This window comes from Cohnella sp. LGH (assembly GCF_017671885.1).
In the GTDB taxonomy this organism is placed as follows: domain Bacteria; phylum Bacillota; class Bacilli; order Paenibacillales; family Paenibacillaceae; genus Cohnella; species Cohnella phaseoli.
The window spans coordinates 1,023,382-1,048,144 of sequence record NZ_CP072117.1 but is presented as its reverse complement, the minus strand read 5'-3'; the positions used below and the strand labels follow the sequence as shown (position 1 = coordinate 1,048,144).

General features: G+C 56.4%; 19 protein-coding genes. 10 read left to right on the top strand and 9 right to left on the bottom strand.

Features of this window, described 5'->3' with window-relative positions; all coding sequences use genetic code 11:
- Positions 1 to 53: 53 nt before the first annotated feature.
- The 3 genes from J4772_RS04100 to J4772_RS04090 are packed head-to-tail and all read right to left on the bottom strand — an operon-like array spanning position 54 to position 2,903.
- Positions 54 to 959 carry a helix-turn-helix domain-containing protein gene (locus J4772_RS04100; RefSeq protein WP_116060212.1) on the bottom strand — a complete coding sequence of 302 codons (906 nt, stop codon included), beginning with the start codon at positions 957 to 959 and terminating at the stop codon, positions 54 to 56.
- 25 nt (positions 960 to 984) lie between these two features.
- Positions 985 to 1,821 carry a Gfo/Idh/MocA family oxidoreductase gene (locus tag J4772_RS04095; protein WP_209074243.1) on the bottom strand — a complete coding sequence of 279 codons (837 nt, stop codon included), beginning with the start codon at positions 1,819 to 1,821 and terminating at the stop codon, positions 985 to 987.
- Positions 1,818 to 2,903, bottom strand: coding sequence for a Gfo/Idh/MocA family protein (locus tag J4772_RS04090; protein ID WP_209074242.1), 1,086 nt, complete (start codon positions 2,901 to 2,903; stop codon positions 1,818 to 1,820). The genes J4772_RS04095 and J4772_RS04090 overlap by 4 nt, the downstream gene beginning before the upstream one ends.
- A 398-nt stretch (positions 2,904 to 3,301) precedes the next feature.
- Between J4772_RS04090 and J4772_RS04085 the strand changes: the two genes are divergently transcribed.
- The 5 genes from J4772_RS04085 to J4772_RS04065 all read left to right on the top strand — a co-directional run bounded on the left by J4772_RS04085 (position 3,302) and on the right by J4772_RS04065 (position 10,187).
- A complete protein-coding gene (locus J4772_RS04085; RefSeq protein WP_209074241.1) occupies positions 3,302 to 4,936 on the top strand; it encodes an extracellular solute-binding protein in 1,635 nt (544 codons plus the stop codon).
- 162 nt (positions 4,937 to 5,098) lie between these two features.
- Positions 5,099 to 6,004: an ABC transporter permease gene (locus J4772_RS04080; protein ID WP_116060295.1), complete on the top strand. Its 906-nt coding sequence runs from the start codon at positions 5,099 to 5,101 to the stop codon at positions 6,002 to 6,004.
- On the top strand, positions 5,998 to 6,861 hold the full coding sequence (locus J4772_RS04075; RefSeq protein ID WP_209074240.1) for a carbohydrate ABC transporter permease: 864 nt from the start codon (positions 5,998 to 6,000) through the stop codon (positions 6,859 to 6,861). Before J4772_RS04080 ends, J4772_RS04075 begins: the two co-directional genes overlap by 7 nt.
- A 56-nt stretch (positions 6,862 to 6,917) precedes the next feature.
- A complete protein-coding gene (locus tag J4772_RS04070; protein ID WP_209074239.1) occupies positions 6,918 to 9,170 on the top strand; it encodes a helix-turn-helix domain-containing protein in 2,253 nt (750 codons plus the stop codon).
- A gap of 27 nt (positions 9,171 to 9,197) precedes the next feature.
- Positions 9,198 to 10,187, top strand: coding sequence for a zinc-dependent alcohol dehydrogenase (locus J4772_RS04065; protein WP_209074238.1), 990 nt, complete (start codon positions 9,198 to 9,200; stop codon positions 10,185 to 10,187).
- Between the two features lie 199 nt (positions 10,188 to 10,386).
- Here J4772_RS04065 and fdhD read toward each other — a convergent pair whose 3' ends face one another.
- Positions 10,387 to 11,229 (bottom strand): formate dehydrogenase accessory sulfurtransferase FdhD, encoded by an 843-nt coding sequence (fdhD, locus tag J4772_RS04060; RefSeq protein WP_209074237.1) that lies wholly within the window; start codon positions 11,227 to 11,229, stop codon positions 10,387 to 10,389.
- A complete protein-coding gene (locus tag J4772_RS04055; RefSeq protein ID WP_209074236.1) occupies positions 11,226 to 13,589 on the bottom strand; it encodes an FdhF/YdeP family oxidoreductase in 2,364 nt (787 codons plus the stop codon). Before J4772_RS04055 ends, fdhD begins: the two co-directional genes overlap by 4 nt.
- Before the next feature lie 206 nt (positions 13,590 to 13,795).
- On the opposite strand from J4772_RS04055, the gene J4772_RS04050 reads away from it, so the two are divergent.
- The 4 genes from J4772_RS04050 to J4772_RS36880 all read left to right on the top strand — a co-directional run bounded on the left by J4772_RS04050 (position 13,796) and on the right by J4772_RS36880 (position 17,001).
- Positions 13,796 to 14,680, top strand: a complete 885-nt coding sequence (locus J4772_RS04050) for an AraC family transcriptional regulator (RefSeq protein WP_209074235.1) — start codon at positions 13,796 to 13,798, stop codon at positions 14,678 to 14,680.
- A 92-nt stretch (positions 14,681 to 14,772) separates the two neighbouring features.
- Positions 14,773 to 15,366: a TetR/AcrR family transcriptional regulator gene (locus J4772_RS04045; protein ID WP_116060222.1), complete on the top strand. Its 594-nt coding sequence runs from the start codon at positions 14,773 to 14,775 to the stop codon at positions 15,364 to 15,366.
- The gene (locus J4772_RS04040) at positions 15,363 to 16,568 is read left to right on the top strand and encodes a twin-arginine translocation signal domain-containing protein (protein ID WP_209074234.1); all 1,206 of its coding nucleotides are present in this window, start codon (positions 15,363 to 15,365) and stop codon (positions 16,566 to 16,568) included. Before J4772_RS04045 ends, J4772_RS04040 begins: the two co-directional genes overlap by 4 nt.
- A 166-nt stretch (positions 16,569 to 16,734) precedes the next feature.
- Positions 16,735 to 17,001 (top strand): hypothetical protein, encoded by a 267-nt coding sequence (locus tag J4772_RS36880; RefSeq protein WP_371822818.1) that lies wholly within the window; start codon positions 16,735 to 16,737, stop codon positions 16,999 to 17,001.
- Positions 17,002 to 17,309: 308 nt separating this feature from the next.
- Here J4772_RS36880 and odhB read toward each other — a convergent pair whose 3' ends face one another.
- Together odhB and J4772_RS04025 are read right to left on the bottom strand one after the other, a co-directional pair.
- Positions 17,310 to 18,560, bottom strand: a complete 1,251-nt coding sequence (odhB, locus tag J4772_RS04030; protein WP_209074232.1) for a 2-oxoglutarate dehydrogenase complex dihydrolipoyllysine-residue succinyltransferase — start codon at positions 18,558 to 18,560, stop codon at positions 17,310 to 17,312.
- Between the two features lie 5 nt (positions 18,561 to 18,565).
- On the bottom strand, positions 18,566 to 21,460 hold the full coding sequence (locus tag J4772_RS04025; RefSeq protein ID WP_209074231.1) for a 2-oxoglutarate dehydrogenase E1 component: 2,895 nt from the start codon (positions 21,458 to 21,460) through the stop codon (positions 18,566 to 18,568).
- Between the two features lie 286 nt (positions 21,461 to 21,746).
- On the opposite strand from J4772_RS04025, the gene fliD reads away from it, so the two are divergent.
- Positions 21,747 to 22,979, top strand: coding sequence for a flagellar filament capping protein FliD (gene fliD / locus J4772_RS04020; protein ID WP_209074230.1), 1,233 nt, complete (start codon positions 21,747 to 21,749; stop codon positions 22,977 to 22,979).
- Positions 22,980 to 23,241: 262 nt separating this feature from the next.
- Here the strand turns inward: fliD and J4772_RS04015 are convergent, their stop codons facing one another.
- Positions 23,242 to 24,096 carry a 1,4-dihydroxy-6-naphtoate synthase gene (locus tag J4772_RS04015; RefSeq protein ID WP_209074229.1) on the bottom strand — a complete coding sequence of 285 codons (855 nt, stop codon included), beginning with the start codon at positions 24,094 to 24,096 and terminating at the stop codon, positions 23,242 to 23,244.
- On the bottom strand, positions 24,093 to 24,749 hold the full coding sequence (locus J4772_RS04010) for a futalosine hydrolase (protein ID WP_209074228.1): 657 nt from the start codon (positions 24,747 to 24,749) through the stop codon (positions 24,093 to 24,095). Before J4772_RS04010 ends, J4772_RS04015 begins: the two co-directional genes overlap by 4 nt.
- Positions 24,750 to 24,763 lie beyond the last annotated feature (14 nt).

Here is a 24,763-nt window from a genome sequence, read left to right as displayed (position 1 = left end):
CGCTCAGGGGCATCTTTCAAAAATCTGCTACCCTCGGAGTATTCAGACACGCCCTAGCTGTCCGAAGAACCGGAACGCAGCTTGGCGACGTAATGCGACGGAGGATAGCCCATCACTCGCACGAACGCTTTGTTGAAGGATTGCGGCGTTTCGTAATTCAGGCGTTCCCCGGTCTCCTTGACGGTCAGGTCGCCGTAACGCAGCAGCTCCAGCGCTTTCTCGATTTTCTTCTGATTGATGTAGCGCTGCAGCGTCATGCCCGTCTTCTGCTTAAACGTTCGTGACAAATAAGTATAGCTGTAATTGAGCTCCTCGGAGATTTCCTTGATGCTGGTCAACTCGAACAGGCGATTCTCGACATAACGGATGACGCGGTAGACCGTGTGGCCGACCGAGGGAGCCGTTATGTTCGGCGCATAGGGAGAGAGCTCGCCCGTTTCGGTAAACGTGCGGTACGCCAGCACGAGAATTTGCTCCAGATAGCCGCGAATCATCGTGTGGGAGCCGGGACGGGCGGAATAAAACTCGTCGATATTACGCTTAAAGGGGATGAGCAGATTGTAGGGATCGCGGGCATGACGGTAGGGCGCGGATTGAAAATAGGACCCGATCTCGGAGAAGATGGCGTCGGCCTTCTCGTTGAAACGGAATCCCATGTAGACGTAACGAAGCATGCTGGCAGGATCTGCCGAGATTGCATGCACGTGCCCGACGGCGTTTAAGAAGATATCGCCTTCCGCGACGGGAATCAGAGTATCGTCGATGCGAAAATACCCTTTGCCGGACACGATGCAGCTTAATTCGAGACACATTTGGTTATGAGGAGCAATCTCGTAGCCGCCCTGGCAGCTGATTTCCCCGATCTGATACAGCTCGATGCCGCCGTATACCGCCATTTCCGGCTCGAACACATTATCGAAGTGAAACAGACAGCCTGCATCCCGATTTTCGTTCTCCATCCCCAGCGCCTCGATCCGTGTGAAGTTAGCGGGGGAGGTCGAACCAGCGATAAGGCTCGCGAGCGGCCAGCAGGCCGGCTTCGATAATCGAGACGACGGCGATCGTCTCCGCCGAGTTAACCGGCGTTTCCCCCGTACGGAAAAATTGTACCAGACTCGCGATGAATCCGGCAAAGAAATCCGCTTCCGCAGTCGCGCTGACGGACGAACCCGCGCTATGCTGAACGGTGAGGCGAAACGGGCTATCCTGCAGCAAATGGATTGAAGCCTGTCTGCCGCCGGAGAAGCCGATCAGCAGCGCCGGGGCCGCCTCCGTGCCGATGAACATGACCCGCTCGGCTTCGGGGCCCATCAGGGCGACGACCGGTTCGATCTGATGAACGGCATAGTTGGAGAAGCGGCCCGGTCCGACGCTGCAGATCGCATCGATCGGGCGACCGGCGGCTTCGGCATATTCCGGGGCGAAGCGCAGAGCGGATGACGAGAAGAGCGGCGTTCCGTGCTGCTCGGCTTTCCGGAAGATGCGCATTGCCGCGGCCCGGTCGGGCGCGAACGTCTTGTCTACATATACGGGCTTGCCGGACATGGCGGGCAGTTCCGCTAACGCTTCGTGAAACTCCGGGTTGTCCGGGGACAGCACAATGAGACAGTCGCTCCGCTCGACGACGGCTTCGATGGACGCAAGCCGTTCGATGCCCATTTTCTCGCACCAGACGTCATTGGTCAGTCCGCCATCCTTATCCCTCAGGCCATAGGCGTATGCGACCTTCATCGTTCCTCCCGACGCTTGCTCGATCCATGTCGGGTACTGATTCGCATGCCATTCGTCCAGGAAATAATCGATAAAGCCGATTTTGATCATCCTTCGATTCGACCGCCTTCCGCCTGCAGTGCGATTTCGCCGCGTTGCTCCGAAGAGTCGTAGATTGCCTGAATAATCTGGGACGAAAGAATGACGGTATCGATATGAGAGGCCAGCTTCTCTCCGGTGCGTACACAGCGCAGGAAGGCGTCGATCTCGTTCTGGAACATATCCTCCTGCTTGAGCTTAAGCTTCGTCTCGGACAAAGCTCCGTCCTTCGTGCCGTATACGATAAAGTCTTGGCCGTATTGAAGTCGGATGCCGGCCTTGTCGCCGAGAAAATCGATGAACATTTCTTCGACGCCGATGTTCTGGGCCCATGCGCCGTTAAGCGAAATCGTCGGTCCTTCCGTGCGGATCAGGCCGGTAACGAAGTCGTCCACGTCATAGGTGCCGGACGGATTCGGCGGTCCCGCCCACATATTGGTGTAAGCATAGCCTGCAATATCGCTTCCCAGCTTGCTGTAAGCCTGTCCGGACACGGTAACCGGACGGGGATCGCCTGCGCAGTACATCACGATATCGAGAAAATGCACGCCCCAGTCGATCAGCGCGCCGCCGCCGGCGACCGCCTTCGTCGTAAAGGCGCCGCCGAGTCCGGGAATCGAACGATGGGAACGGAAGCTGACATAGACATGGTACAATTCGCCGAGCTCGCCGGCTTCGATCATCCGCTTGATCGCATTGACGTTGGCGTTAAAGCGATTGACGACGCCGATATTCAGCGTTGTGCCCGCTTTGTGCTGCGCCTGCTGCATCGTGAGCGCTTCCTCGTAGGTGCGCGCGGCCGGTTTCTCGCACAGCACATGCTTGCCCGCCTGCAGGCAGGCGATGGAGATCGGGGCGTGCAGATGGTTCGGGGTGCATACGGATACGGCCTCTACCTCGGGATCTTCCAGAATGATCCGATAATCGGAGATGGCCGTTCCGCAGCCGTTGGCGAGCACCGCTTGCTCGGCTCTGGCGAGGTCGATGTCGCAGAAATATTTGATCTCTGCGTCGGCGTTGTTCATATAAGCTTTAATATGCGCATTGCTGGCGATTGCGCCGCAGCCGATAATGGCCGCTTTGATTTTACTCATTCGTAATCCCTCCGCATGTTGTTGGGTATGCGTTCATTGTCCGGCGAACGACGTCGGAAAACAAGGCGGGAATTCGACTATTCGCTTATCCGAATTTGCCTTCGCGAACGATTTGAGATATAGAGCTGCCTCATGCTCGGAGCAATGGAAAGAAGCTGCTCTCGCTATTCATGAAAGCGGTGTTATAATGGGATACATGATTATTTTCCACTGCTTTATCATTTTCCACACGGCTTGAAGCCTTGATAAATAAGGGTTTTCTTATTTTCTGCAACAATGAAGACTTTGAAATTCCGCACTTTGTGAAAACGCTTTATTTACGAAAGCGGAGATTAGGCCCTAGCATTTGAGATGCCAGACCAAACTACGCCACATCAAATTCTGGGGAGGAAAAACAAATGACAAGAAAGCTATGGGGTCTCGTGCTTGCGCTCTCGTTGACGCTAACCGCGTTAGCCGGTTGCTCGGGCAACGATGCGGGCAATAACAAGGGAGCCGGACCGAGTCAATCGGCCCCCGCTTCCACGGAAGCGAGCGGATCGCCCGAAGCGTCATCCGCGCCGTCGGCGAACGATTACGGGGACACCGGAGGCTTGACGCTGCCGCTCGTCGATAAGCCGACTACGATCGACTGGATGCTTGTAAGCGAGTTTCCGGCCAACGACAAGCTGATTGCCAAAGAGATCGAGAAGCGCACGGGCATTAAGGTCAATCTGATCACGGTCTCGCCGACAACGTATCCGGATAAGCTGAGAGTGACGATCGCCTCCGGCAAGCTCCCGGACATTTTCCACGGGCTTAACCCGGCGGAGTTAAAGAAGCTCGGCCAGCAGAAGGCCGTAGTGGCGATCAACGACTATGCGGATATGCTGCCGAACTTCAAACGTTTGTACATCGACGAGAATCCGTGGATCGTGAAGTCGTACGGCGACGAGAGCGGCAAGCTTTACTCCTGGCCGATCTACAAGATGAACCGGGCCGTCAACCACGGGATGATGTTCCGCAAGGACGTTTTCGAGAAGAACGGCATCCCGGAATGGACCGATACCGAGAGCTTCTACCAAGCTCTTAAGAAATTGAAGGAAGTTTATCCCGATTCCTATCCGTTCGCATCCAAAAACAAGGAATATATTTTCAAGAGCCTGGCTTACGGCTGGGGCGTCGGAGGCACTAACTATCCTGCATACTACGACGAGAATGCGAAAGAGTGGAAGTATGCGGCCATCCAACCCGAGCACAAAGAGATGCTCGATTTCCTGAAGAAGCTTTATAACGAAAATCTGCTTGATCCCGAGTTTCTGACGGATACGCCGGACTCCTGGACCTCGAAAATGACGTCGGACAAATCCTTCGTCACCTACGACTGGATTGGCCGAATGGAACTGTTCCGCAATCAGGTCGGCGCGCAGAATCCCGATTACGATCTTCGCTACGGACTGCCGATCGGACCGACGGGCCGTACGCTGACTTTGCCGGAAACCGATATGAGCCTAAGCATCACCGTGGCTAACGGTCCTAAAAAGGAAGTCGCGCTGAAGCTGCTCGATTACTTGACCAGTCCGTCCGGTGCCGCGCTGGTGACGTTGGGCGTAGAAGGCGAGACATTTAACTTCGACGCGAACGGCAAGCCGGTTTATCCCGAGCTCGCCGATGTGCCGAACGTCGATATTAAAGTGCTGGATGAGCGCTACGGCCTCTGGCTGGAAGGGATGTATCTGGCGCCGGACCATCGCAGCGTCTACTACAACCTAACCGAAAGAGAGCAGGAAGCGCAGGACAAGATCATCAAGGACAATCGCTTCGAGCCGCTTGATCCGGTGCTGAATTTCACCGACGACGAGATTGCGGCCATCGCCGAAATTCAAGTGTCGCTGGAGAAGTCGGCTCAGGAATTCAACGCGCGCTACATTCTTGACAAGTCCCACGGCGAGAGCCAGTGGGAGGACTGGAAAAACAACGCGGTCAAGCTGGGTACGACGAAGCTGATCGATATCTTTAACGAAGCGCAGAAGCGCTTCGACGCCGCCAAGTAACCGACGGACCCGGAGAGCGCATCAGAGTTCCGTTGCGGCGCCCGGACGCAGAGACGTCCGGGCGCCGCAATCGAAGACAGGAGGAATCCGCCCGTGCGGAATACTAACGCGGAGGCCGTTCGTCAGATTCGCCAGCCGGACGTCCGTACGTTCCGAGCGCGAATGTCCGCGACGGCCAAACATCTTGCAAGGGATAAACAATTGTTCGTGCTTTTTATCCCTTGTCTCATTTTTTACGCGATGTTTAGATACGGCCCGTTGTACGGCTTAATTATCGCATTTAAAGACTACAACGTTTTTACGGGAATACTGGACAGTCCATGGGTCGGCTTCAAGCATTTCGAACGCTTCTTTGCCAGCCCGGATTTCTTCGTCCTGTTTCGCAATACGCTGCTGCTCGGACTGCTGACGATGATCTGCGCATTTCCGTTTCCGATTCTGCTCGCGGTCATGTTGAACGAAGTTCGTCTGTCGTGGTTTAAGCGCACGATCCAAACGGCCAGCTATTTGCCTACCTTTTTGTCGGTCGTCATCATCAGCAGCATGATCATCGATTTCCTCTCGCCGAATAACGGTTTGATTAACCGGGTCATTCAAGCATTTGGTTTTCAAGCCAAATATTTTCTGATCGATCCGGACTGGTTTCGCCCCATCTATGTGATGTCGGAAATCTGGTCGACGACGGGCTACGAGGCGATCATCTACCTTGCGGCGATCTCGGGGATCAGTCCGACTCTGTACGAAGCGGCCAAGGTGGACGGAGCCAGCCGTATGCGGATGATTCGCCACATTACGCTGCCCGGCTTGCTGCCTACAATGCTGATTATTCTGATTCTAAAGACAGGCTCGGTCATTCGCGTCGGCTATGAGAAAGTGCTGCTGCTCTATAATTCGATGACCTACGAGGTGGCGGACGTGTTCTCGACGTATGTGTATCGCAAAGGGCTTCTGGAGTCCAACTATAGCTTCGGCGCCGCCGTAGGCATGTTCGAGGCGGTCGTGGCAATGACGCTGCTGCTGGCGGCGAACTATGCGAGCAAACGGCTTGGAGGCAACGGCATATGGTAGGACAACGCAAATGGTCGCCGTTCGGCATCCTGAACGGTCTGGTTCTCATCGCGGTAGCGGTGGCTACCCTCTACCCTATCTTGTATATTACGGCTGTTTCGTTAAGCGATACGGCCAGCGTCACGCAAGGAAAAGTGTTTCTGTGGCCAAAAGGTTTTAATCTGAGCGCTTACGCGCAGGTGCTGACGGACAACAAAATTCCGCGTGCTTATCTGAATACGATCTATTATACTTCTCTGGGCACGTTTCTTAATTTGCTGTTTACGGCGATTGCCGCCTATCCGTTGTCGCAGCCGCAGTTTTTCGGGCGCAAGTGGTGGATGCTCGCCATTGTCGTTACCATGTTTCTGCAGCCGGGCATTATTCCGAACTTCTTGATCGTACAGAAGCTGGGCTTGCTCGACACCGTATGGGCGCTTGTGCTGCCCAACGCCATCTGGACGTTCGAGCTGATCATTCTGAAAAGCTTCTACGAGAGCATGTCCAAGGCGATTCGCGAGGCCGCGCTGATCGACGGCGCGTCGGAATATCGGATTTTGTTCAACATCGTCATTCCTTTGGCCAAGCCGGCCCTGGCGTCCATTGGCTTGTTTTACTTCGTCGGGCACTGGAACAGCTTCTTCATCCCGATGATTTATTTGAACGATCAGACGATGCATCCGCTACAGGTCGTGCTGAGGGGAATGCTGATTTTCAGCGAGGGCAATACGGCAAGTCTGGTGGACGCGGCCGCTCTGGCGCCGCAAGCGTTGAAGAACGCGACCATCGTCCTGTCGATGATTCCCGTGCTGCTGATCTATCCGTTCGCGCAGAAATATTTTGCCAAAGGCGTTACGTTGGGATCGGAGAAGGGATAAACGAGCTTTCGGCGAACTAAGGAGATGCGCATCATGAAGGAAAGGGATGAGCGGCGGTGAGAAAGCTATTCAAAAATCTGGGCGTACTGCAAATTTTCCTGTCTATGCTGTCGGTCATCGCCATCATGCTCGCCTCTTCTTATTTCGTGTATCAAAATTCGATTTCCGGCATTTTCGAAAAAGTCAGCGAGAACAACGCGCTTGCGGCCAAATCTCTCGTGCAGTCGTTCGATAACAACTTCCGTACGATCAACAACATCATTCATTCCATTCACGGTCTGCCCCCTTACGACGATCTTGGGACGGCCGATGAGGGCCGCCTGGATATGAGCAAGGTGTACACGATGGTGGACAATTTGTCGACACTGGTGTCGACGGCGGAATTTATAGAAGAAGTAGTCGTTTCCTATCCGGGAGCCAATCTTGCGATTACGTCCAAAGGAACGAGCAGCTTTACGTTTTTCTTCGACGAGCAGTACAAGCACGAGATGTACAATGCGAGCTATTGGCGTACGTTCGCCGCGACCAAGCATGCGTTTAAGGTGTTCCCGGAAGCGGATTTTTCCGTGCTGACGACAGCGGGCCAGAAGCCGCGCCATAAGAAGTTTCTGGTCGCCGTAGGCGGAAACAAAGTGCAGATGTCCAGCAAAAACGTGATGATGCTGATCGACGTGGATGTCTTTATGCAGCACGCGAACCGGAAAACGATGATTCCCGGAGCGTCCTTGATCGTGTTGGACCAAGATCGGAACACCATTCTCAGCACCGACAAGGAGCTGGATCTGGTGAACGTGCTGAGCGACGTCTATTTTAATGCGGATCGGGAAGCGTCCATTACGCGGGAAAATTACGAATACAACTTCTATCAGTCGGAATATAACGGATTTATTTATATCGACAAAGTTCCATACGAGTTTAAAAACTTGAATACGGTAGCCAGAGCCAATCTGTTGATTATGGGTTCGGCGATCGCGTCGGCGGTGCTGCTGTCGGTTTTCCTTAGCGTGTACTTGAACCGTCCGGTCAAGAGCATTCTTAAGCTGCTAGGGGGCGGGAACAGCAAAGGCAACGATTTTCGGAAAATTTATAGCGGAATCGTGAAGCTGAAGACGGAAAACGAGGATTTCAGAGATCAGGCGGCGCATGACGAGACCGATTTGCGCAGAGGGGCATTCCTGCAGTGGCTTGACGAGTCCGTCCAGAGCGAAGAGCGGCAATGGCGCATGCAGAGAAGTTACCCGGAATTTTTCCGGGAGAAGCATTTCGCCATGGCGCTTATCGAATTTGGCGCTAAGGAGCAGGACAGTCGCCTGGCCCTGCCCGCAGCTGAGCTGGAAAATGCAATTCGGCAAGGATTAAGGCGAGAGAACGTCGAGGCCCAGGTATTCCATACGGGAAGCTCGCAATTTGTCGCCGTCATCGGGCTTAAGCATCCCGGCGAGAGAGCGGGGATGATCAAGGGCATCGAGGCTTATTTGGAACGCTCGGAGCGGGAAACCTGGGAGGGCTTCGCTCTCCGATGCTGCGTCAGCAAGCCGTATCCAAGCGAGCTTGAGAACGGACCGCGCGCTTATCGCGATATGATGGGCGGTCGGCGATCCCGCAGCATAATCGATGCCGACAGGGTGACGGACGCAGCGAAGATTCAGTACGCGCGGACGATCCATTTTCCGATCGAAAGCATGGAGAAGCTATCCAACCTGTTGGCCAGCGGCAAGGCGGAGGAGAGCGTTCGCGCGATTCGCGACATGATGGAGGAGAATCGGCAGCGCGGCGTTTCTCATCATCAGTTCGTGCATATCGCCAAGACGATTTTATTCTCGATGCTGCGACATGCGGGAGATTCGTCGGACGCCGAGCGTCTGTACGACCTGGAACGCCGAGTTTGCGAGCGGATCGAGTCCGCTATGGAATATGGGGAGATTGAACGGACGTTGATTGAGGCAGCCCAAGTTTTGGCGGGATTGGGCGGCAAGGAGAAGCTTAGCAAGCTGAATCCGGCGTTTATCGCCCAGTACGTCGAGCTTCATTATATGGAAAATATGTATCTGGATCATATTGCGGAAGTAACAGGGACGACTCCGAAATATTTCTCGAGCTATTTCAAGAAGACGTTCGGCGTGAACTACGTGGAATATCTTAATAAGATCAGGCTGTCCCATGCGAAAGAGATGCTTAGGGACAGAGGCCTGTCGATTGCGGAAATTGCCGAGAAGACCGGTTACTTAAACGCGTCAACATTCACGACGACGTTCCGGAAATACGTAGGAGTGTCCCCGAGCGAGTATCGCAAGCAATATGAAAGCTGAATGCGATTATTCGGGAGGTCATCGTAGATGCAGGGAATCGTTACAAGGCAGGGGAGAGTCGCGCTTGAGCAGCTGGAGACGCCGACTGTGAGGGAGGGTCATATTCTTGTTCGAACAGAGTTTTCGGCGATCAGTCCTGGCACGGAACTAAGCATCGTTAAGCGGGCGCCGGAGCAGTCGGTTAATTTGGGCTACAGTGCCGTAGGTATCGTGGAGCGGGTCGGAGAGGGAGCGGACGCCGGCTTGCTCGGCAAGCGGGTCGCCTGCTACGGCGCGCCTTATGTGTATCACGCCGAGCGGCTTGCCGTGCCGACGAATTTAACGGCGCTTGTTCCCGACTCCGTCGCGGCGGAGGAGGCGGCGTTCGGCGGGCTGGGCGCGATTGCCGTGCATGCGCTTCGGGTTGCCCGGCTCAGCTTCGGAGAGTCGGTTGCTGTCGTTGGCTTGGGAATACTGGGGAATCTGATTGCGCAAATTGCCCATGCGGCAGCCTACCGCACGTTTGGAATCGATCTAGATCGGGCGCGCGTCGAGCAGTTGAAGCGGCTGGGAGTAAAGACTGTGTACGAGGAGGAAGCGCGGCTGGAGGAAGCAATGACGGCGCTCACCGGCGGCGGCATTGGCGTCGATGCCGTTATCGTCTGCGCCAGCGGTCCGGGCGAGCGTCTGCTGAACAAGGCGCTGCAATGGATTCGCCCGCAGGGTAAAGTAGTCGTCGTCGGCGATGTGACGATGGAATTTTCCCGCGAGCTGCTGTTCGCCAAGGAAGCGCAAATGCTTATTTCGCGCGCCGGCGGACCGGGGAGATACGATGCGGCTTACGAGAGGGACAATTGCGATTATCCGATCGGTTATGTGCGTTGGACGGAAGGGCGTAATCTCGGGGAGTATATTCGTCTTCTTTCCGAAGGAAGGATAACGACAAAGCCGCTTGTCACCGGCATATATCCGTTGGCGCAAGCCCCCGAAGCTTATGCGGGAAGCCCCGGGGCGCTGGCGACTCTGTTAAGCTATTAGCTGCGTAAGTTGAACCAAATATACATCGAAGAAAGGACCCAATGGAATGGAGAAAGGGAATGGTTTTGCCGCGAGTTTTGGCTTTGGGCTGCTTACCTCTATCGTACTTATTGATCCAAGCAGCCCAAAACAACCTGTCTGAAGTCGGCAAAACCATCCCTTTTGCAATCAAATGGGCCCCCCCTTCATTGGTTCAACTTTACATAGGCATGACGATCCGCTGCGGATGCGTATACACGTTTAACGAGTCCGCGCGGATGAAGCCGACGCAGGTGATGCCCAGATCGACGGCGAGGCGCAGGGCGAGATCGGTCGGCGCGGACTTGGACAGCAGAATCGGGCAGCCGATCTTCGCCGCCTTCAGCACGACCTCGGAGGAGAGCCGCCCGCTGAAGGCGATGATGCGTCGCTTTGTCGACAGACCGCGGCGCAGGCAGTGGCCGAACAGCTTGTCGAGCGCGTTGTGGCGGCCGATGTCGGCGCGCACGACGATGCCGTCGCCTGTCTCGTCGCACAGCGCCGCATGGTGGATGCCGCCGGTCAGATGGAAGCCCGCCGAGCTGGCTTGGAGTCTGCTCATCAGCTCAAAGCAGCGCTCGGCCGGGATTGCGGCTCCTCCGGTTATCGTTCTGGCTGTACGGGCATCGTTGTGAAAATAAAACTGTCGACTCTTGCCGCAGCAGGAGCCGATAATTCGTTTGGAATGCAGTTCCTTGGCCGTGGATTGCGGCCGCTGCAGCTCGACGTAGGCGAAGCCGCGCTGCTCGTCGAGAGACCAGTTGCGGATATCGTCTGCCTCGCGGATAACGCCTTCGGAGGCTAGAAAGCCGAAGACGAGATCCGCCAAGTCGTCCGGCGAGCAGACCAATGTCGCAAACTCCTCTCCGTCCAGCCGGATCGTCAGCGGGAACTCCGCCGCGATCTCGTCCTCCTTTTCCTCGATATCCCCTCCGCTCAGTCTGAGCGTTCGCCATGCGATGCTGGAGCGGTTTTCCGCTTCCGGTTTTGTTTCCTCTCTTGTCTCCTCGCGATGTTCGCTCATTCCGGCACCTCAAGCTCCAATTCGGCAATTCTTCGTTCGACGTAACGAGTATCCTTCAGCGCATGATACGTGTCCGCCTTCTCGACGATAACGGCCGCGTTGTATTCCGGAATGCCGGCATAAGGCTCGTAAACGCCTTTGGGCAGCAGCACGTTCCCTTCCGGCCAGTACAGCTCGATGTTGCCGGGAGCAATGTCGGCGGACTTGGCCCGCCCGTGAAAAACGCCGTACCGATTGTAGGCGACAATCGCGTCGCCCGTGCGAAGATGAAGCTGCGCGGCGTCTTCGGCGTTCATGAGCACATCGTAGCGATCCGCTCCGTTAAACGGATCGATCTCCCCGTACACCATCGAATTAAACTGCTTGCCGCGTCTTGTCGTCGCATAGAACCGTCCCTCCGGTTTGCGCAGCTCCGGCAGCTCGATCGGCAGCAGCCGTCCCCGGCCGTCCTCCGTCGGACAGACGCCGCCTTCGCACAGCCAGGCGTTGCCCCATTGGAACACGTCTCCCTGCTTCTCCAGCCGTTCGATCCCGGCGTAGTTCGGCGCGGCCAGCGCAATCTCCGCACGAATGCTTGCCGCGTCCTTAAACGCGGCTCCTGCGGCTTGGCCTTCCGTTGCCGGCTTGACCCGCAAAGCCAGTTCGCCATAGATCGACCACTCCGGCCGGGCTTCCGGCATTCGCGGACCGGGAATCTCCGGCGAGAAATAAACCATGCGCTCCGTAGACGTCGACGTTCCGCCGCCCGGCTGCTCGTAGCGCGTCATCGCGGGCAGCACCCACACTTCCTCGCGCGCGTCGGCCAGCGTGGAGGTATTGAATACGATGTCCTGGTGAACGCGGACGTCGACGTTCTCGAGGCAGCTTCTGACGAAGTCCGGCTCGGGCATTGTTTCGAGGAAGTTGCCGCCGGACGTGTAGAACAGCTTCAGTCTGCGCTCATGATCGTCCGGCAGCAGCGCATTCTCCAGCGAGACGCCGACGATGTCGCCCTGCCACTTGGGCAGCTCGAAGCCCCACAGCTTCTCGATTCGCTCGATATCCTTGCCGGCAAACTCGCCGCCGGGCAGGCTGAACGGGTCCGCGCCCATCTCGCCGGAGCCTTGCACGCCGCTATGGCCGCGAATCGGCATGACGCCGCAATGCTCGCGTCCGAGGAAGCCGCGCAGCAGCGCCAGATTGGCGACCTGCGAGACGTTGTCGGTGCCGAAGCGATGCTGCGTCAGCCCCATGCTCCAGACGAAGATGCCGGAACGCGAGGCCGCCAGCAGCCGGGCGAACTGGCCGATTCGCTCGCGCGATAAGCCGGAGGAGCGGACTAGCGTCTCCCAGTCTTGTTTGTCTACGTGCGCTTGTAGCTCCTCGTAGCCTGACGCATGCTCGCGGACGAATGCGTGATCGATCGCCGAGCCCGGTTTCTCCGCCTCCATCTCGAACCACGTCTTCATCACGCCGTTCATAAAAGCGATGTCTCCGCCGATATTGACCTGGTAGAAGTCGTCGGCCAGCCTCGTTCCGAACAGGGCGGATTCCGCGATCGAAGGGATCCAGTAGCCTTCCATCGCCGGCTCGCGGTAAGGATTGATGACGATGATTCTGGTTCCTTTGCGCTTGGCCGCATACATGTATTTGGTCGATACCGGCTGGTTGTTCGCCGCGACGCTGCCCCAGAAGACGAGCACGTCGGTGCCGATCCAGTCCTTGTAATTGCAGCTTGAAGCGCCGATGCCGAGCGATCGCTTCAGCGCCGTCTTCGAGGGAGAGTGGCAAATCCGCGAGGCGTTGTCGATATTGTTCGTGCCGATGTATCGAGCCGCCTTCGCCGCTGCATAGTAAGACTCGTTCGTAATGCCGCGCGCGGTAAGGTAGAAGGCGAGCTGTTTCGGGTCGATGGAGCGAATTTTGCCTGCGATTCGCTCCATGGCTTCTTCCCATGTGGCGCGGCGGAAAGCTCGTTCTCCGTTGCGCCGAACGAGCGGGTACGGGATGCGGCCCAGCTTGCGAAGCTGGGCGCTGTCGAGCTTCCGCAGCTCGTCGATGTCGGCGTGCAGCGTCTCGGGCTTCATCGCGGGCATTGTGTTCAGCCGCAGCACGTTAAGCCGTGTCGTGCACAGATGCGGGCCGGTTAACGTTTGATCGTACAGGCCCGCCACTCCCAATGCGCACCCGTCGCACACGCCCCGGGTCAAAATCCGATACGCGTAGGGGAGGTTGTCGCGATTGTCCCACATCACCTTCACCGTGTCGCGAATATGCTTAGGCTTTATTTTTCCTAGTCCGAACGGCACTTTGCTGACCCACAGCTTCGGATCGGGTCTGCCGGGCAGCTTAATTCTTCCGGTATGTTTGGTCGTTCCCACTTGGTCATCCCTCGTCTCCGCGTCGCATCCGTCTGCCGATGGCAGGGGCGTTGATAGACTTATCTTAACAAGAAAACGCATACAGCAGCAATTGGGAGTTTGCTCGCGGCAGGCTTCACGAGAGAGAACCTGCAAAACGGGGCACAAAAAGTCGGATGGGCGGCTGCGGCTTTTGATAGGCTATATTTAGGAAGGAGGCGTTGGATATGAATTTTCTGGAGGGCATGAACGCGGCGCTCGGCTACATCGAGGATCGGCTGGCGGAGGAGATCGATTATCAGGAAGTTGCCAGGCGGGCTTATTGCTCGGAATATCATTTTAAGCGCATGTTCTCGTCCTTGGCCGGAGTGTCGCTGTCGGAATACATTCGCCGCAGACGGCTGACGCTTGCCGGACTTGAGCTGATCGGGAGCGGAGAGAGGGTATTGGATGTCGCGGTAAAGTACGGCTACAGCTCCGCAGACGCGTTCGCCAGAGCGTTCCAGACGGTTCACGGCATGACGCCGTCGGAAGCCCGCAGCGGCAGCCGGACGCTCACAGCGTATCCCCGCCTTACCTTCCAGCTAACTGTAGGAGGAGGAGATGCCATGCATTATCGGATCGTGGAAAAGGAAGCTTTTCGTCTTGTCGGCGTTATGAAGCGGGTTCCCATCGTTTTTCAGGGGGTTAACCCGGATATTGCGGCGTTGGCGCAGAGTTTGGATGGGGAAGGGATTGCGGAGCTTAAGCAGCTCTCGAACGTGGAACCGCGCGGGATGATCAGCGCTTCGGCCAATTTTTCCGAAGGGAGAATGGAAGAGCGGGGCGAGCTCGACCATTATATCGGAGTGGCGACGACGGAGGCTTGCCGGGAGCACTGGGCGCAGTTGGAGGTGGCGGCTGCCACGTGGGCCGTGTTCGAGGCGGTCGGGCCATTTCCCGCTGCGCTGCAGAACGTATGGGGCCGAATCTATTCCGAATGGTTCCCGTCGTCCAGCTATGAGCTGGCTGTCGGCCCGGAGGTGCTCTGGAACGAAAGCCCGGATACTTCCTCGCCGACTTACCGGAGCGAGATTTGGATTCCGGTTAGGCTAAGGGAGAGGATGGAGTAGAGCTTGTCGTTATAAATTCGGTAACAATTGACAAACCGTCTTATTTTCGCTTAAATTAGAGTAAATACTCTAATTGTGGGCGGTGGGAAGGTTTGAACGCCAAGGAACGCATCGTGCAAGCGGCGGCGGTTTTATTCAACGAGCAAGGGACGGGCAAAGTTTCGACGAATCATATCGCCGCCGCGGCCCATATGAGCCCGGGAAACCTGTATTATCACTACAAAAATAAAGAGGAAATCATCGAAGCCATCCTCGACCGGATGTATGCGGAGTGGAACCCCGTATGGGAGCTGCCGGACGAACCCGTCACGAGACAAACGCTGCATGATCGGCTGCTGCGAAACTTCGAAATTTTGTGGCAATACCGCTTCTTCTATCGGGAAGCGGTCGCGCTGCTGCAGGCGGACGAGCGGCTTAAGCAGAAGCATATCCGCATGACGGAAAGTCGGATGGCGGAACAGGAGCGGTTCGCACACCGGTTCGTCGTTGACGGCGTCTTGCGGTTTCCGGAAGGTTTCGCAGACGTGCGCAAGCTGGTTACAGCGTGTTGGATCGTGGCGAACAACTGGCTGGCCTTTCTGGAGATGAACGGGGAGGCTGTAGACGCTCGGAGTTTCGGAGAGGGACTAGAGCTGATCTGGACGATTCTAGGACCTTATTTGGCGGAGGGGGAGACGGGGAAATGACGATGATGTCGCGTAGAAGCTTTCTGAAGGGGGCAGCCGCAGTCGCAGCATTGGTATCGGTAGGGGGTGTAACGCATGCCGTGAAGCAGGGGGCGTTCTCTACGGGAAGCGGGCCGGCGTACGAGCCTTGGCATACGTGGGAGAAGGTGGAGGAAGGAGACTTGCCGCTGCTTCGCATCGTCCGGGCGGCGGTGCTGGCCGCGAATGCGCACAACACGCAGCCTTGGCTGTATCGCATCGGAGACCGCTCGATCGATTTGTTTGCGGACGTCTCCCGCAACATCGGAACGATCGATCCTTGGTTGAGGGAAATGTATATCAGTCTGGGCTGCGCCGTCGAGAATGCCGCATTGGCTGCCAGGGCATACGGATATCGGCCGAGTATTAAGCTGTATTCCGGCGGATTGGAGCGGATTCATGTCGCGGGAATATCGCTTGAGGAAGGGCTGGAAGAGCCTTCCGAGCTGTACCGGGCGATCGGCAATCGTCACACGAATCGCGCTGCGTACGACTCGGAGAAGCCGGTAGAGGATTCGGTTATGCGCGAGCTGGAAAAGCTGACCGATGTGCAGGATGACGCTCGTATCGTCTGGTTTGCCGACGATGCCGGCAGAAGGGAAATGGGCAAGCTGATCGTCGGCGCTACGGAAGCGGTCGCAAGCGATCGGAATCAGTCTGCGGACAGTCATCGATGGTTTCGGAACGACTGGGGCGAAATTCAGAGGCACAAGGATGGCCCTACCATGGACGCAACGGGCAATTCGTCCTTTACGCGCTTTATCGGCAAGCTGTTCCCCGTATCCGAGAAGACGTCCAACGATTATTGGGTGAAGGCGACGAAAAATACTTATGTCGCTACGGCGTCAGCCTTCGGTACGATCGCGATCAAGGATCAGACGGATCGCGTGCAATTGATGCAGGCGGGCAGACTGTGGCAGAGAATACATCTGTGGACGGCCGCAAACGGTCTGGCCGCACAGCCGCTAAACCAGCCGCATGAGCGACGGGATCGCGAGCTGCAGCTTGGCATTGAACCGGTATTCGGCCGGGAGCTGGCTCGTCTTGTAAACAAGCCCGGATACGAGGGAGTGTTCACCTTCCGTCTAGGTTATCCCATCAGCCGAGGGCTCCCTAGTCCCCGTCGCTCCGCGGAAGAGGTGCTTTTAGGCGCCTCGACTCCGACTCCTTCGCCTTCTCCGTAAGCCTGAGCGGCTTGTCCGAAAAACGAGATGCCAACCTTCCGCGGATTTGATACAATGGACCTATCGATCAGGAAAGGAGGGAAAGCTACCGTGGATCAAGAGCTGAAAGCGATACTGGAGTCGATTCAAGGCGAACTGAAATCCGTGAAGGAAAATCAGGTAACGTTTGCGAAAGAAGTCAACCAGCGATTTGACGGGATTGACAACAGGTTTAACGAAGTTGACAACAGGTTTAACGAAGTTGACAACAGGTTTAACGAAGTTGACAACAGGTTTAACGAAATGGACGGCAAACTGGGCGAAATTAAGAGTCAGTTGGATCGAATTGAAGCCGAATCCAACGATGACATCGTTGCCCTGCTCGAAACCATCAATGGAAAGCTTGAGACGCTCGCTACGAAAGAAGATGTCGAATATTTGGCAGGGCGAGTAGGCAGGACGGAGCTGGAGATCGATCGGCTCAAGCGCGCGAAATGAGAGTAAGTTTGTACAGTCTGCAAGATGAAGGTTTCTTAGATCAGTCCTCTTTATAACCCGCCGGTATATGCGCAATACATCTCAAATCTGAACCTATGCAAGCTCAATTGTTCGAGGGACCCCGAGGTACTCGAACACTCCCGCCAATCCGACGCCCACTAAGGGAGCACAATAAGAAAACGGCCGCTATCGCCGAAGCCGTCCCTGAAGGGATGAGCAGCGCGAGAAGCAGCCGTTTTTGTTATTTATGCGGAGATCTGCGAATTAGCCTTCAAGCAGCAGCGTTTCCGGATCTTCAAGCATTTCTTTGATTTTGACCAGGAATTGAACAGCCTCTGCGCCGTCGACGATTCTGTGGTCGTAGGAGAGTGCGATGTACATCATCGGACGGTTCTCCATGCGCTCTGCGTCGATCGCGACAGGGCGAAGCTGGATTTTGTGCATGCCGAGAATGCCGACTTGCGGTGCGTTCAAAATCGGCGTCGACAGCAAGGACCCGAAGGTGCCGCCGTTCGTAATGGTGAACGTGCCGCCTTGCAGCTCGGACAATTCCAGCGTATTGTTGCGGGCCTTGCCAGCCAGTTGCACGATCGAGCGCTCGATTTCCGCGAAGCCGAGACGGTCGGCATCCCGAACGACCGGAACGACCAAGCCTTCTTTCGCCGACACGGCGATGCCGATATCGTAATATTTCTTGACGATGATGTCGTCGCCGCTGATTTCCGCGTTCAGGTGAGGGAACGCCTTAAGCGCGCCAACGACAGCCTTCGTGAAGAAGGACATGAAGCCGAGGCCGACCTCGTGCTTCTCCTTGAAAGAGTCTTTACGACGCTTGCGAATTTCCATAATCGCGCTCATGTCGACTTCGTTAAATGTCGTCAGCATAGCTGCCGTATGCTGCGCTTCGACCAGACGCTTGGCGATAGTCATGCGACGACGGGACATGCGCTTGCGTTCTTCCGGCTTGTTTGCGTTGGAAGTCGGCTTGTCGATCGCTGCTGGAGCGGCCGGCGCGGCTTGCAGAGCGGCAGCAGGAGCAGTTCCTGCCGAAGCGACGTCGCTGGCGTGAATACGGCCGATCGGATCGCGAGCAGGTACCGCGTTCAGGTCGATGCCCTTCTCGCGAGCCAGCTTGCGCGCCGCCGGCGTAGCCAGAGTTGCGCTGCTGCCTTCGTTCGAAGAAGGGACGGCTGCAGGGGCAGAAGCAGGAGCTGCAACAGGCGCAGCCGCTTGCTCTTGCGCTGGAGCTGCTGCCGGAGCTGCAGCAGCCGGCGCGGCGCCTGCTGCGCCGATTCTGCCAACCGGATCGCCGATTTTGACAGTGTCGCCTTCGTTGGCCAAAATCTCGGAAATTACGCCGTCCTGTTCAGCGCTGATTTCCAGGTTGACTTTGTCGGTTTCCAGCTCAAGCAGGAGGTCGCCTTGTTTGACGCTGTCTCCAACTTTAACGAGCCATTTCGAGATCGTTCCTTCCGTAATGGATTCGCCCATCGCCGGTACAAGAATGTCATGCATTGAAGTTACCTCCCGGATTTAACTGCGGATTTCGTTTTTTTCTTCTGGACCAAAGTTTGGTTGATAATGAACTGTTGTTCGAACGTATGGATTTGTTGATAGCCGCTTGCCGGGCTCGAGCGCTTCGGACGACCGTTATAAGTAACGGATACTTTGACGTTGTCGACAAGCTCGCGCAGACGAGGCTCGATGTAGCCCCACGCGCCCATATTTTTCGGCTCTTCCTGAACCCAGAGCATTTCGGACAAGTTCGGGAAGCGGCTGATGATCGCCTTAAGCTCTTGTTTCGGGAACGGGTACAACTGCTCTACGCGAACAATGTGCAGCCAGTCGCGATTCGTATCCGGCGTCTTGGAAAGCTCTTCGGCCAAGTCGATGGCGACCTTGCCCGTGCAAAGCACGAGACGCTCCACTTTATCCGGTTGGCTGCCCAGTCCGGGCTGCTCGAGCACGGTCTGGAACGTTCCTTCGCTCAGCTCTGCCGCAGACGAAGCGACGTAAGGATTACGAATCATGCTTTTTGGAGCCATCAGCACGAGCGGACGAGCTTGATCCGTATTGAGGATCGAGGCTTGCCGGCGCAGCAGATGGAAGTATTGGGCCGCGCTCGACAAGTAAGCGACCGTCCAGTTTTCTTCGCCCGACAGCTGCAGGAAGCGCTCAAGCCTTGCGCTGGAGTGCTCCGGCCCTTGGCCTTCATAGCCGTGAGGAAGCAGCATCGTTAAGCCGGAACGCTGCGTCCATTTCGATTGGCCTGCCGATATAAACTGATCGATCAGCACTTGCGCCGAGTTGGCGAAGTCGCCGAACTGCGCTTCCCAGATCACCATCGTTTCCGGGGCGAACACATTATAGCCGTATTCCAATCCAAGTACGCCGGCTTCCGACAACGGGCTGTTATGGATGGCGAACGAAGCCTTCGCCTCGGGAATCGCGTGCAGCGGGCAGAACGTATCTCCGGTTTCCGTATCGTGCAGCACAAGGTTGCGGTGAGCGAACGTCGCTCTCTCCGCATCCTGTCCGCTAAGACGAATAGGCGTACCGTCGGCGAGAATCGAAGCGAAAGCAAGCGTCTCGGCATGGCTCCAATCGACCTTCTCGCCCTCGTTCAGCGCGTCTGCGCGGCGTTCGAGAATCCGCTTGAGCTTGCCATATACGGTGAACGTTTCCGGGAATTGCAGCAAACCTGTGTTGATGCTGCGCAGCTTATCCATCGGCACGGCGGTTACGGGCTTCGGCGCGTCGAGCGAGAATTCCGGAGGATGCGAAGCGCGCACCGGGGAGCCGCCTTCCTTGCCCTTCATTTGCTCATAGGCGTCCTTCAGCCTGTTCTGCACGTCGCGCTTGATTTGCTCGACAGCTTCCTCGGACAGAACGCCTTCGCGAGCCAATTTCTCTCCGTACAAGCGGGCGACGTTGGCGTGAGCTCTGACCTTCTTATAAATAAGAGGCTGGGTCGTTTCCGGATCGTCCGTCTCGTTGTGGCCGTAGCGACGGTAGCCGATCAGATCGATAACGAAATCCTTCTTGAACAGCGTCCGGTATTCGCTGGCCATTCGCGCCGCTGCGATAACCGCATCCGGCTCGTCGGCATTCACGTGGATAATCGGGATTTCGAAGCCTTTGGCCAAGTCGCTCGCATAATGCGTCGAACGGGAGTCTTGGCTTTCGGTCGTAAATCCGATCCGGTTGTTGGCGATAATATGGATCGTTCCGCCGCATGTATAGCCTTTAATATTGTTGAAGTTCAGCGTTTCCGCGACGATGCCTTCGCCGATAAACGCGGCATCGCCATGAATAAGAATAGACGCCGCTTGTTCGAGCTTCAATACAGGATAACCCGGAGCGGAGCGGTCTTCTTGAGCCGCGCGGGCGAAGCCGCCTACAACCGGGTTGACGTATTCCAGGTGGCTCGGGTTGTTGGCGAGAATAATGCGGGTTTCCGCGGTTTCCCCGGAAGTAATCGAACGATTGGCTCCGAGATGATACTTCACGTCTCCGGTCCAGCCGTAGTTGATGCTGAGCGAGCCTTCCGCCGGATTGAGATTTTTGTTCGGCGCATGATGGAACTCCGCGAAGATGGCGCTGTAAGGCTTGCCCAAAACGTGAGCAAGCACGTTAAGACGACCGCGATGCGCCATTCCCATGGCGATATGGCGGGCGCCGTCATTGGTAAGCTCATGTACAATCTCGTCGGTTAACGGAACGAGCGATTCGATACCTTCGGCGGAAAAACGCTTCTGACCGACAAAAGTGCGCTGAAGGAAATCTTCGAACTGCTCCGCTTCAAACAGCTTTCTAAGCAGCGATTCGCGTTCGGACGCGAGCAGCTTCGTGGACGGGATAACGTACTCGGCTCGTTGGCTGAGCCACTTCCGTTCCTCTTCGACGTGGACGTGGCCGAAATCGAAAGCGATCGGGCCGGTGTATACCTGCAGCAGCTTTTGCACGGCCTCCCAGGCGTTGTTCAGAGGATAAGGAGCGTCTTCCCATATGCAATCGGGCGGGAGCTGCTTCAGATCGGCCTCGGTAAGGCCGTAAGTAGCGGGCTCAATCATTTCCGTATTGGCTTTCGGACTGAGTCCCAGCGGGTCGATGTCGGCGGCCAGATGGCCGAACGAACGTATATTCCAAGCCAGTTGACCGGCTGCGATAGCTTTTTTAAGCAAATTGGCGTCGAGTGCGATCGATCCGCCGGCAGTCTGCGGCGCGTTGGCCGGGGAGGCTGCGGGATCGTCTAAGCGAGACGGAGCGCCGTATTGGGCGAATAGCTCGCGGTACTGGGGACTTACCGCTTCCGGGTTTTGAAGATAGATGTCGTACTGCTCTTGGACGTAACCGAGATTGGGGCCAAAAAACTGCTTCCATAATTCTTGCAAATTTCCATTGTCTACTGACATTGTGCATCCCTCTGCATTCATGTTAGTCATACACGGGTGCCATGACGCTATGTGCGCACCTGATACCATTCTAATGCATTTTTATGTTCGGAAATAGTCATTATTGTGCATAGGAATGATCTATAAAATAGATCGATCCTCGTTTGACCTCATAAAGATTAGGTTCCCGCGCATGATCTGCTTCTATACTTTGTCAACTGGATAATTGTGCAAATTCGAGGAGGGTGTTATAGTTAGCAATAGATGGGTATTGAACGGATATAACTAATGAAGGGAGAGAATTGAGATGATCTACTCGGCAATGAACTCCGTCCAAGCTTTAAAACCGGTTTCCCCTTATATGTATTCTCCATTTCAGCAAGCCGGATACCGTCAATCGACCGGAATGTGGGCTCAAGCTACGCCTTTTCAGGAATACGTCAAGAAGGCGGCCGCGGGCATTGCCGATTTTCTGGAGTCGGCGGGCAAGCTTCAGCAATCGGCGCAAGGGCTAAGCCGTAAGACGGACTTGCCCTTTCAGGCAAGAGAGACGACATCTTCGAACCCCTCGGCAATTTCGGTCCAAGCGAAGGACGGCGCTTCGGCACAGTCGTATCGCGTACAGGTTTATTCTCTTGCATCCGCGCAGAAGAACGCCGGAACGGAGATGGCGCGCAGTGATCAGGCGACAGGGCTGCAGAGCGGCGTACAGAGCCTGAAGCTGTCGATCGGCGGCCGGGAGAAGACGGTGTCGGCGAACATTGCGGACACGGATACGAACGAGCAGGCGCTAAGCAAGCTTCGCGACGCGATCAACGGAGCCAAGACGGGCGTCACCGCCAAGCTTGTAACGGATCAGCAGAGCGGCACGACCAGATTGGAGCTTTCCGGCGATCGAACGGGTACGGACAATTCTTTTACGGTGACGGACGAGACGGGCAACGCCGCCGCATGGTCGGGAATTTCCGCAGTGAAGGAGCAGGCGGAGAACGCCTCGTATTCGGTGAATGGCGCCGCGGCCCAGTCGTCCCAATCGAACGCGATCGATCTTGAAAAAGGCAAAGCGACCGCCACGCTGCTCCAAACGACGGAATCGGCCGCTACGATAGATGTGCGAGTCGATAGTAAGAAAGCATTGGAGCAGGCGAATAAGCTGATCGACAATTATAATGAAACGATAAATCGGCTGAAGGACGCTGCGGGCTACGTGAATCCGCTCATCCGCAAAAGCTTTGACGGGGCGGTAAGCGGGTCTGAATACGGAGCGATCGGCATTCGCAAAAACAGCGACGGCACGCTGCGGCTGGACGAGAAGGCGCTTCAGGCAAGCTTGAGCGCGGATCCCCAGCGAGCGGCGCGGGCGCTAGGCGGAATCGCCAGAGGGCTGGAGAAGGAAGCCGCGCGGTTCCAGGACGTGCCGGCCAGCGGTCTGCTGAACAAGAATATGATGGCCTTGCAGCAATTCGCCTCCTATCAGTCGACGATGCAATCCTATCTGCAAATTCCGACGACAGGCCTTCTGGTCAACAGCTTCTTTTAATAAAAAAGTCGCGCGTCTCCCGAACGACAAGTTCAGGGAAGCAGCGCGACTTATTTTTGTTAGAAACGAAGCTTGTCTATATAAGTTGAACCAAAGATACTTCGAAGAGATAACCCAATGGAATGGAGAAAGGGAATGGTTTTGCCGCGAGTTTTGGCTTTGGGGTGCTTACCTCTATCGTCCTTATCGATCCGAGCAGCCCAAAACAACCTGTCTGAAGTCGGCAAAACCATCCCTTTCGGAATGCAATGGGCCATCCATTTCATTGGTTCAACTGATCTAGATCCATCTTCGGCACGAGGTCTTCCTCCATGGCCCGTTGCAGCAGCGTAGTTACGGCAGCCAGGCCGTCGTCCCCCAGATCGGCTGTAAATTCGTTGACGTACAGGTCGATGTGCGATTTGGCTACCTGCGGATCCATCTCCTGCGCATGCTCCATGACGTAATCTCGGGAAGCTTCAGGATGCCGCCAAGCATAAGCGACGGATGCTTGTATCCAATCGCGAATCTGCTGCAGGTCCAGGGAGCGCCGGGCAATGATCGCGCCGAGCGGGATCGGCAGACCGGTATCGCTCTCCCACCAGCTGCCCAAGTCGACGATTTGCGACAGGCCGTATTCCTGGTAAGTAAAGCGAGCTTCATGAATGACCAGCCCGGCATCGATCCGACCGTCGCGAACGGCAGGCATGATTTCGTGGAACGGCATGACGACGATTTCGCCTACGCCTCCCGGTACGTGCCGAGCCGCCCATAGCCTGAACAGCAAGTATGCCGTGGAGCGCTCGCTCGGGACGGCTACCCGTTTTCCGGACAGCGCCGCGCCGTCAGCTTCCGCCGATGGGGACGAGTCGTTCGCTCCGGCTCTGAGCACGAGCGGTCCGCAGCCTCTGCCCAGCGCTCCGCCGCATGGCACCAGTCTGTATTCAGGCAGCGCCCACGGCAAAGCGGCGTAAGAAATTTTCAGAATGTCGAGCTCGTCCGAGCTTGCGGCAAGACCGTTCGTAATGTCGATGTCGGCATAAGTGACTTCGAATTTCGGCGCTCCCGGTACAAGGCCGTGAACAAGCGCGTGGAAAACGAACGTGTCGTTGGGACATGGCGAATAAGCGATTTTCATAACGATAGTACCTCCTCGAGATGTGTGCTGGCCGATTCCAGCGCAGCAAGGGCTTCGCCGATGCGCCATGCGGCTCTGTCGCGCGGTCCGACCGCGTTGGAGATGGCCCGTATTTCCATGAAGGGAATGCCGAAGCGGCTCGCCGCCTCGGCAACGCCGTAGCCTTCCATCGCTTCGGCGGCCGCTCCCGGAACTCTCGCTGCCAACAGCTCCGCCGTCTCGGCTGTTCCCGTCACCGTCGACAGCGTCAAGACGGGACCGCAATGCGTCGGAATTCCCGAGCTGCGAAGCGAATTCGTAAGCCGCGAGGCGAGCGCGGCGGCCGCAACCACCCGATTTGTGCCGAAGCCCAGCTTGTCCACTCCAGCGAAGCCTTCCGGGGTTTCGGCTCCAAGATCGGCTGCGACCGATTCGCTGGCGACGACGATCGACCCGATTGGCGCGACGTTCGCAAAGCCGCCCGCGATTCCGGCGCTGACGACGAGTCCGTAATCCGCGTCCTTCCCGGCGAGCGCCAGCGCAGTGCTCGCTGCCGCGGCGGCCGGCCCGACGCCGGCAACCGTCACCTCGACATTCGAGTTTCCGCGCAGTCCCCTTAGCACTGCATCTTTTTCCGCCTCAACGGCAGTTAACACCAATATTTTTCGAGACATATCGGCTACCCTCT

Coding starts and splice junctions, on each gene's coding strand:
- J4772_RS04100 (WP_116060212.1), bottom strand. CDS start 959: ATGGAGAACGAAAATCGGGATGCAGGCTGTCTGTTTCACTTCGATAAT.
- J4772_RS04095 (WP_209074243.1), bottom strand. CDS start 1,821: ATGATCAAAATCGGCTTTATCGATTATTTCCTGGACGAATGGCATGCG.
- J4772_RS04090 (WP_209074242.1), bottom strand. CDS start 2,903: ATGAGTAAAATCAAAGCGGCCATTATCGGCTGCGGCGCAATCGCCAGC.
- J4772_RS04085 (WP_209074241.1), top strand. CDS start 3,302: ATGACAAGAAAGCTATGGGGTCTCGTGCTTGCGCTCTCGTTGACGCTA.
- J4772_RS04080 (WP_116060295.1), top strand. CDS start 5,099: ATGTCCGCGACGGCCAAACATCTTGCAAGGGATAAACAATTGTTCGTG.
- J4772_RS04075 (WP_209074240.1), top strand. CDS start 5,998: ATGGTAGGACAACGCAAATGGTCGCCGTTCGGCATCCTGAACGGTCTG.
- J4772_RS04065 (WP_209074238.1), top strand. CDS start 9,198: ATGCAGGGAATCGTTACAAGGCAGGGGAGAGTCGCGCTTGAGCAGCTG.
- fdhD (WP_209074237.1), bottom strand. CDS start 11,229: ATGAGCGAACATCGCGAGGAGACAAGAGAGGAAACAAAACCGGAAGCG.
- J4772_RS04050 (WP_209074235.1), top strand. CDS start 13,796: ATGAATTTTCTGGAGGGCATGAACGCGGCGCTCGGCTACATCGAGGAT.
- J4772_RS04040 (WP_209074234.1), top strand. CDS start 15,363: ATGACGATGATGTCGCGTAGAAGCTTTCTGAAGGGGGCAGCCGCAGTC.
- odhB (WP_209074232.1), bottom strand. CDS start 18,560: ATGCATGACATTCTTGTACCGGCGATGGGCGAATCCATTACGGAAGGA.
- J4772_RS04025 (WP_209074231.1), bottom strand. CDS start 21,460: ATGTCAGTAGACAATGGAAATTTGCAAGAATTATGGAAGCAGTTTTTT.
- fliD (WP_209074230.1), top strand. CDS start 21,747: ATGATCTACTCGGCAATGAACTCCGTCCAAGCTTTAAAACCGGTTTCC.
- J4772_RS04015 (WP_209074229.1), bottom strand. CDS start 24,096: ATGAAAATCGCTTATTCGCCATGTCCCAACGACACGTTCGTTTTCCAC.
- J4772_RS04010 (WP_209074228.1), bottom strand. CDS start 24,749: ATGTCTCGAAAAATATTGGTGTTAACTGCCGTTGAGGCGGAAAAAGAT.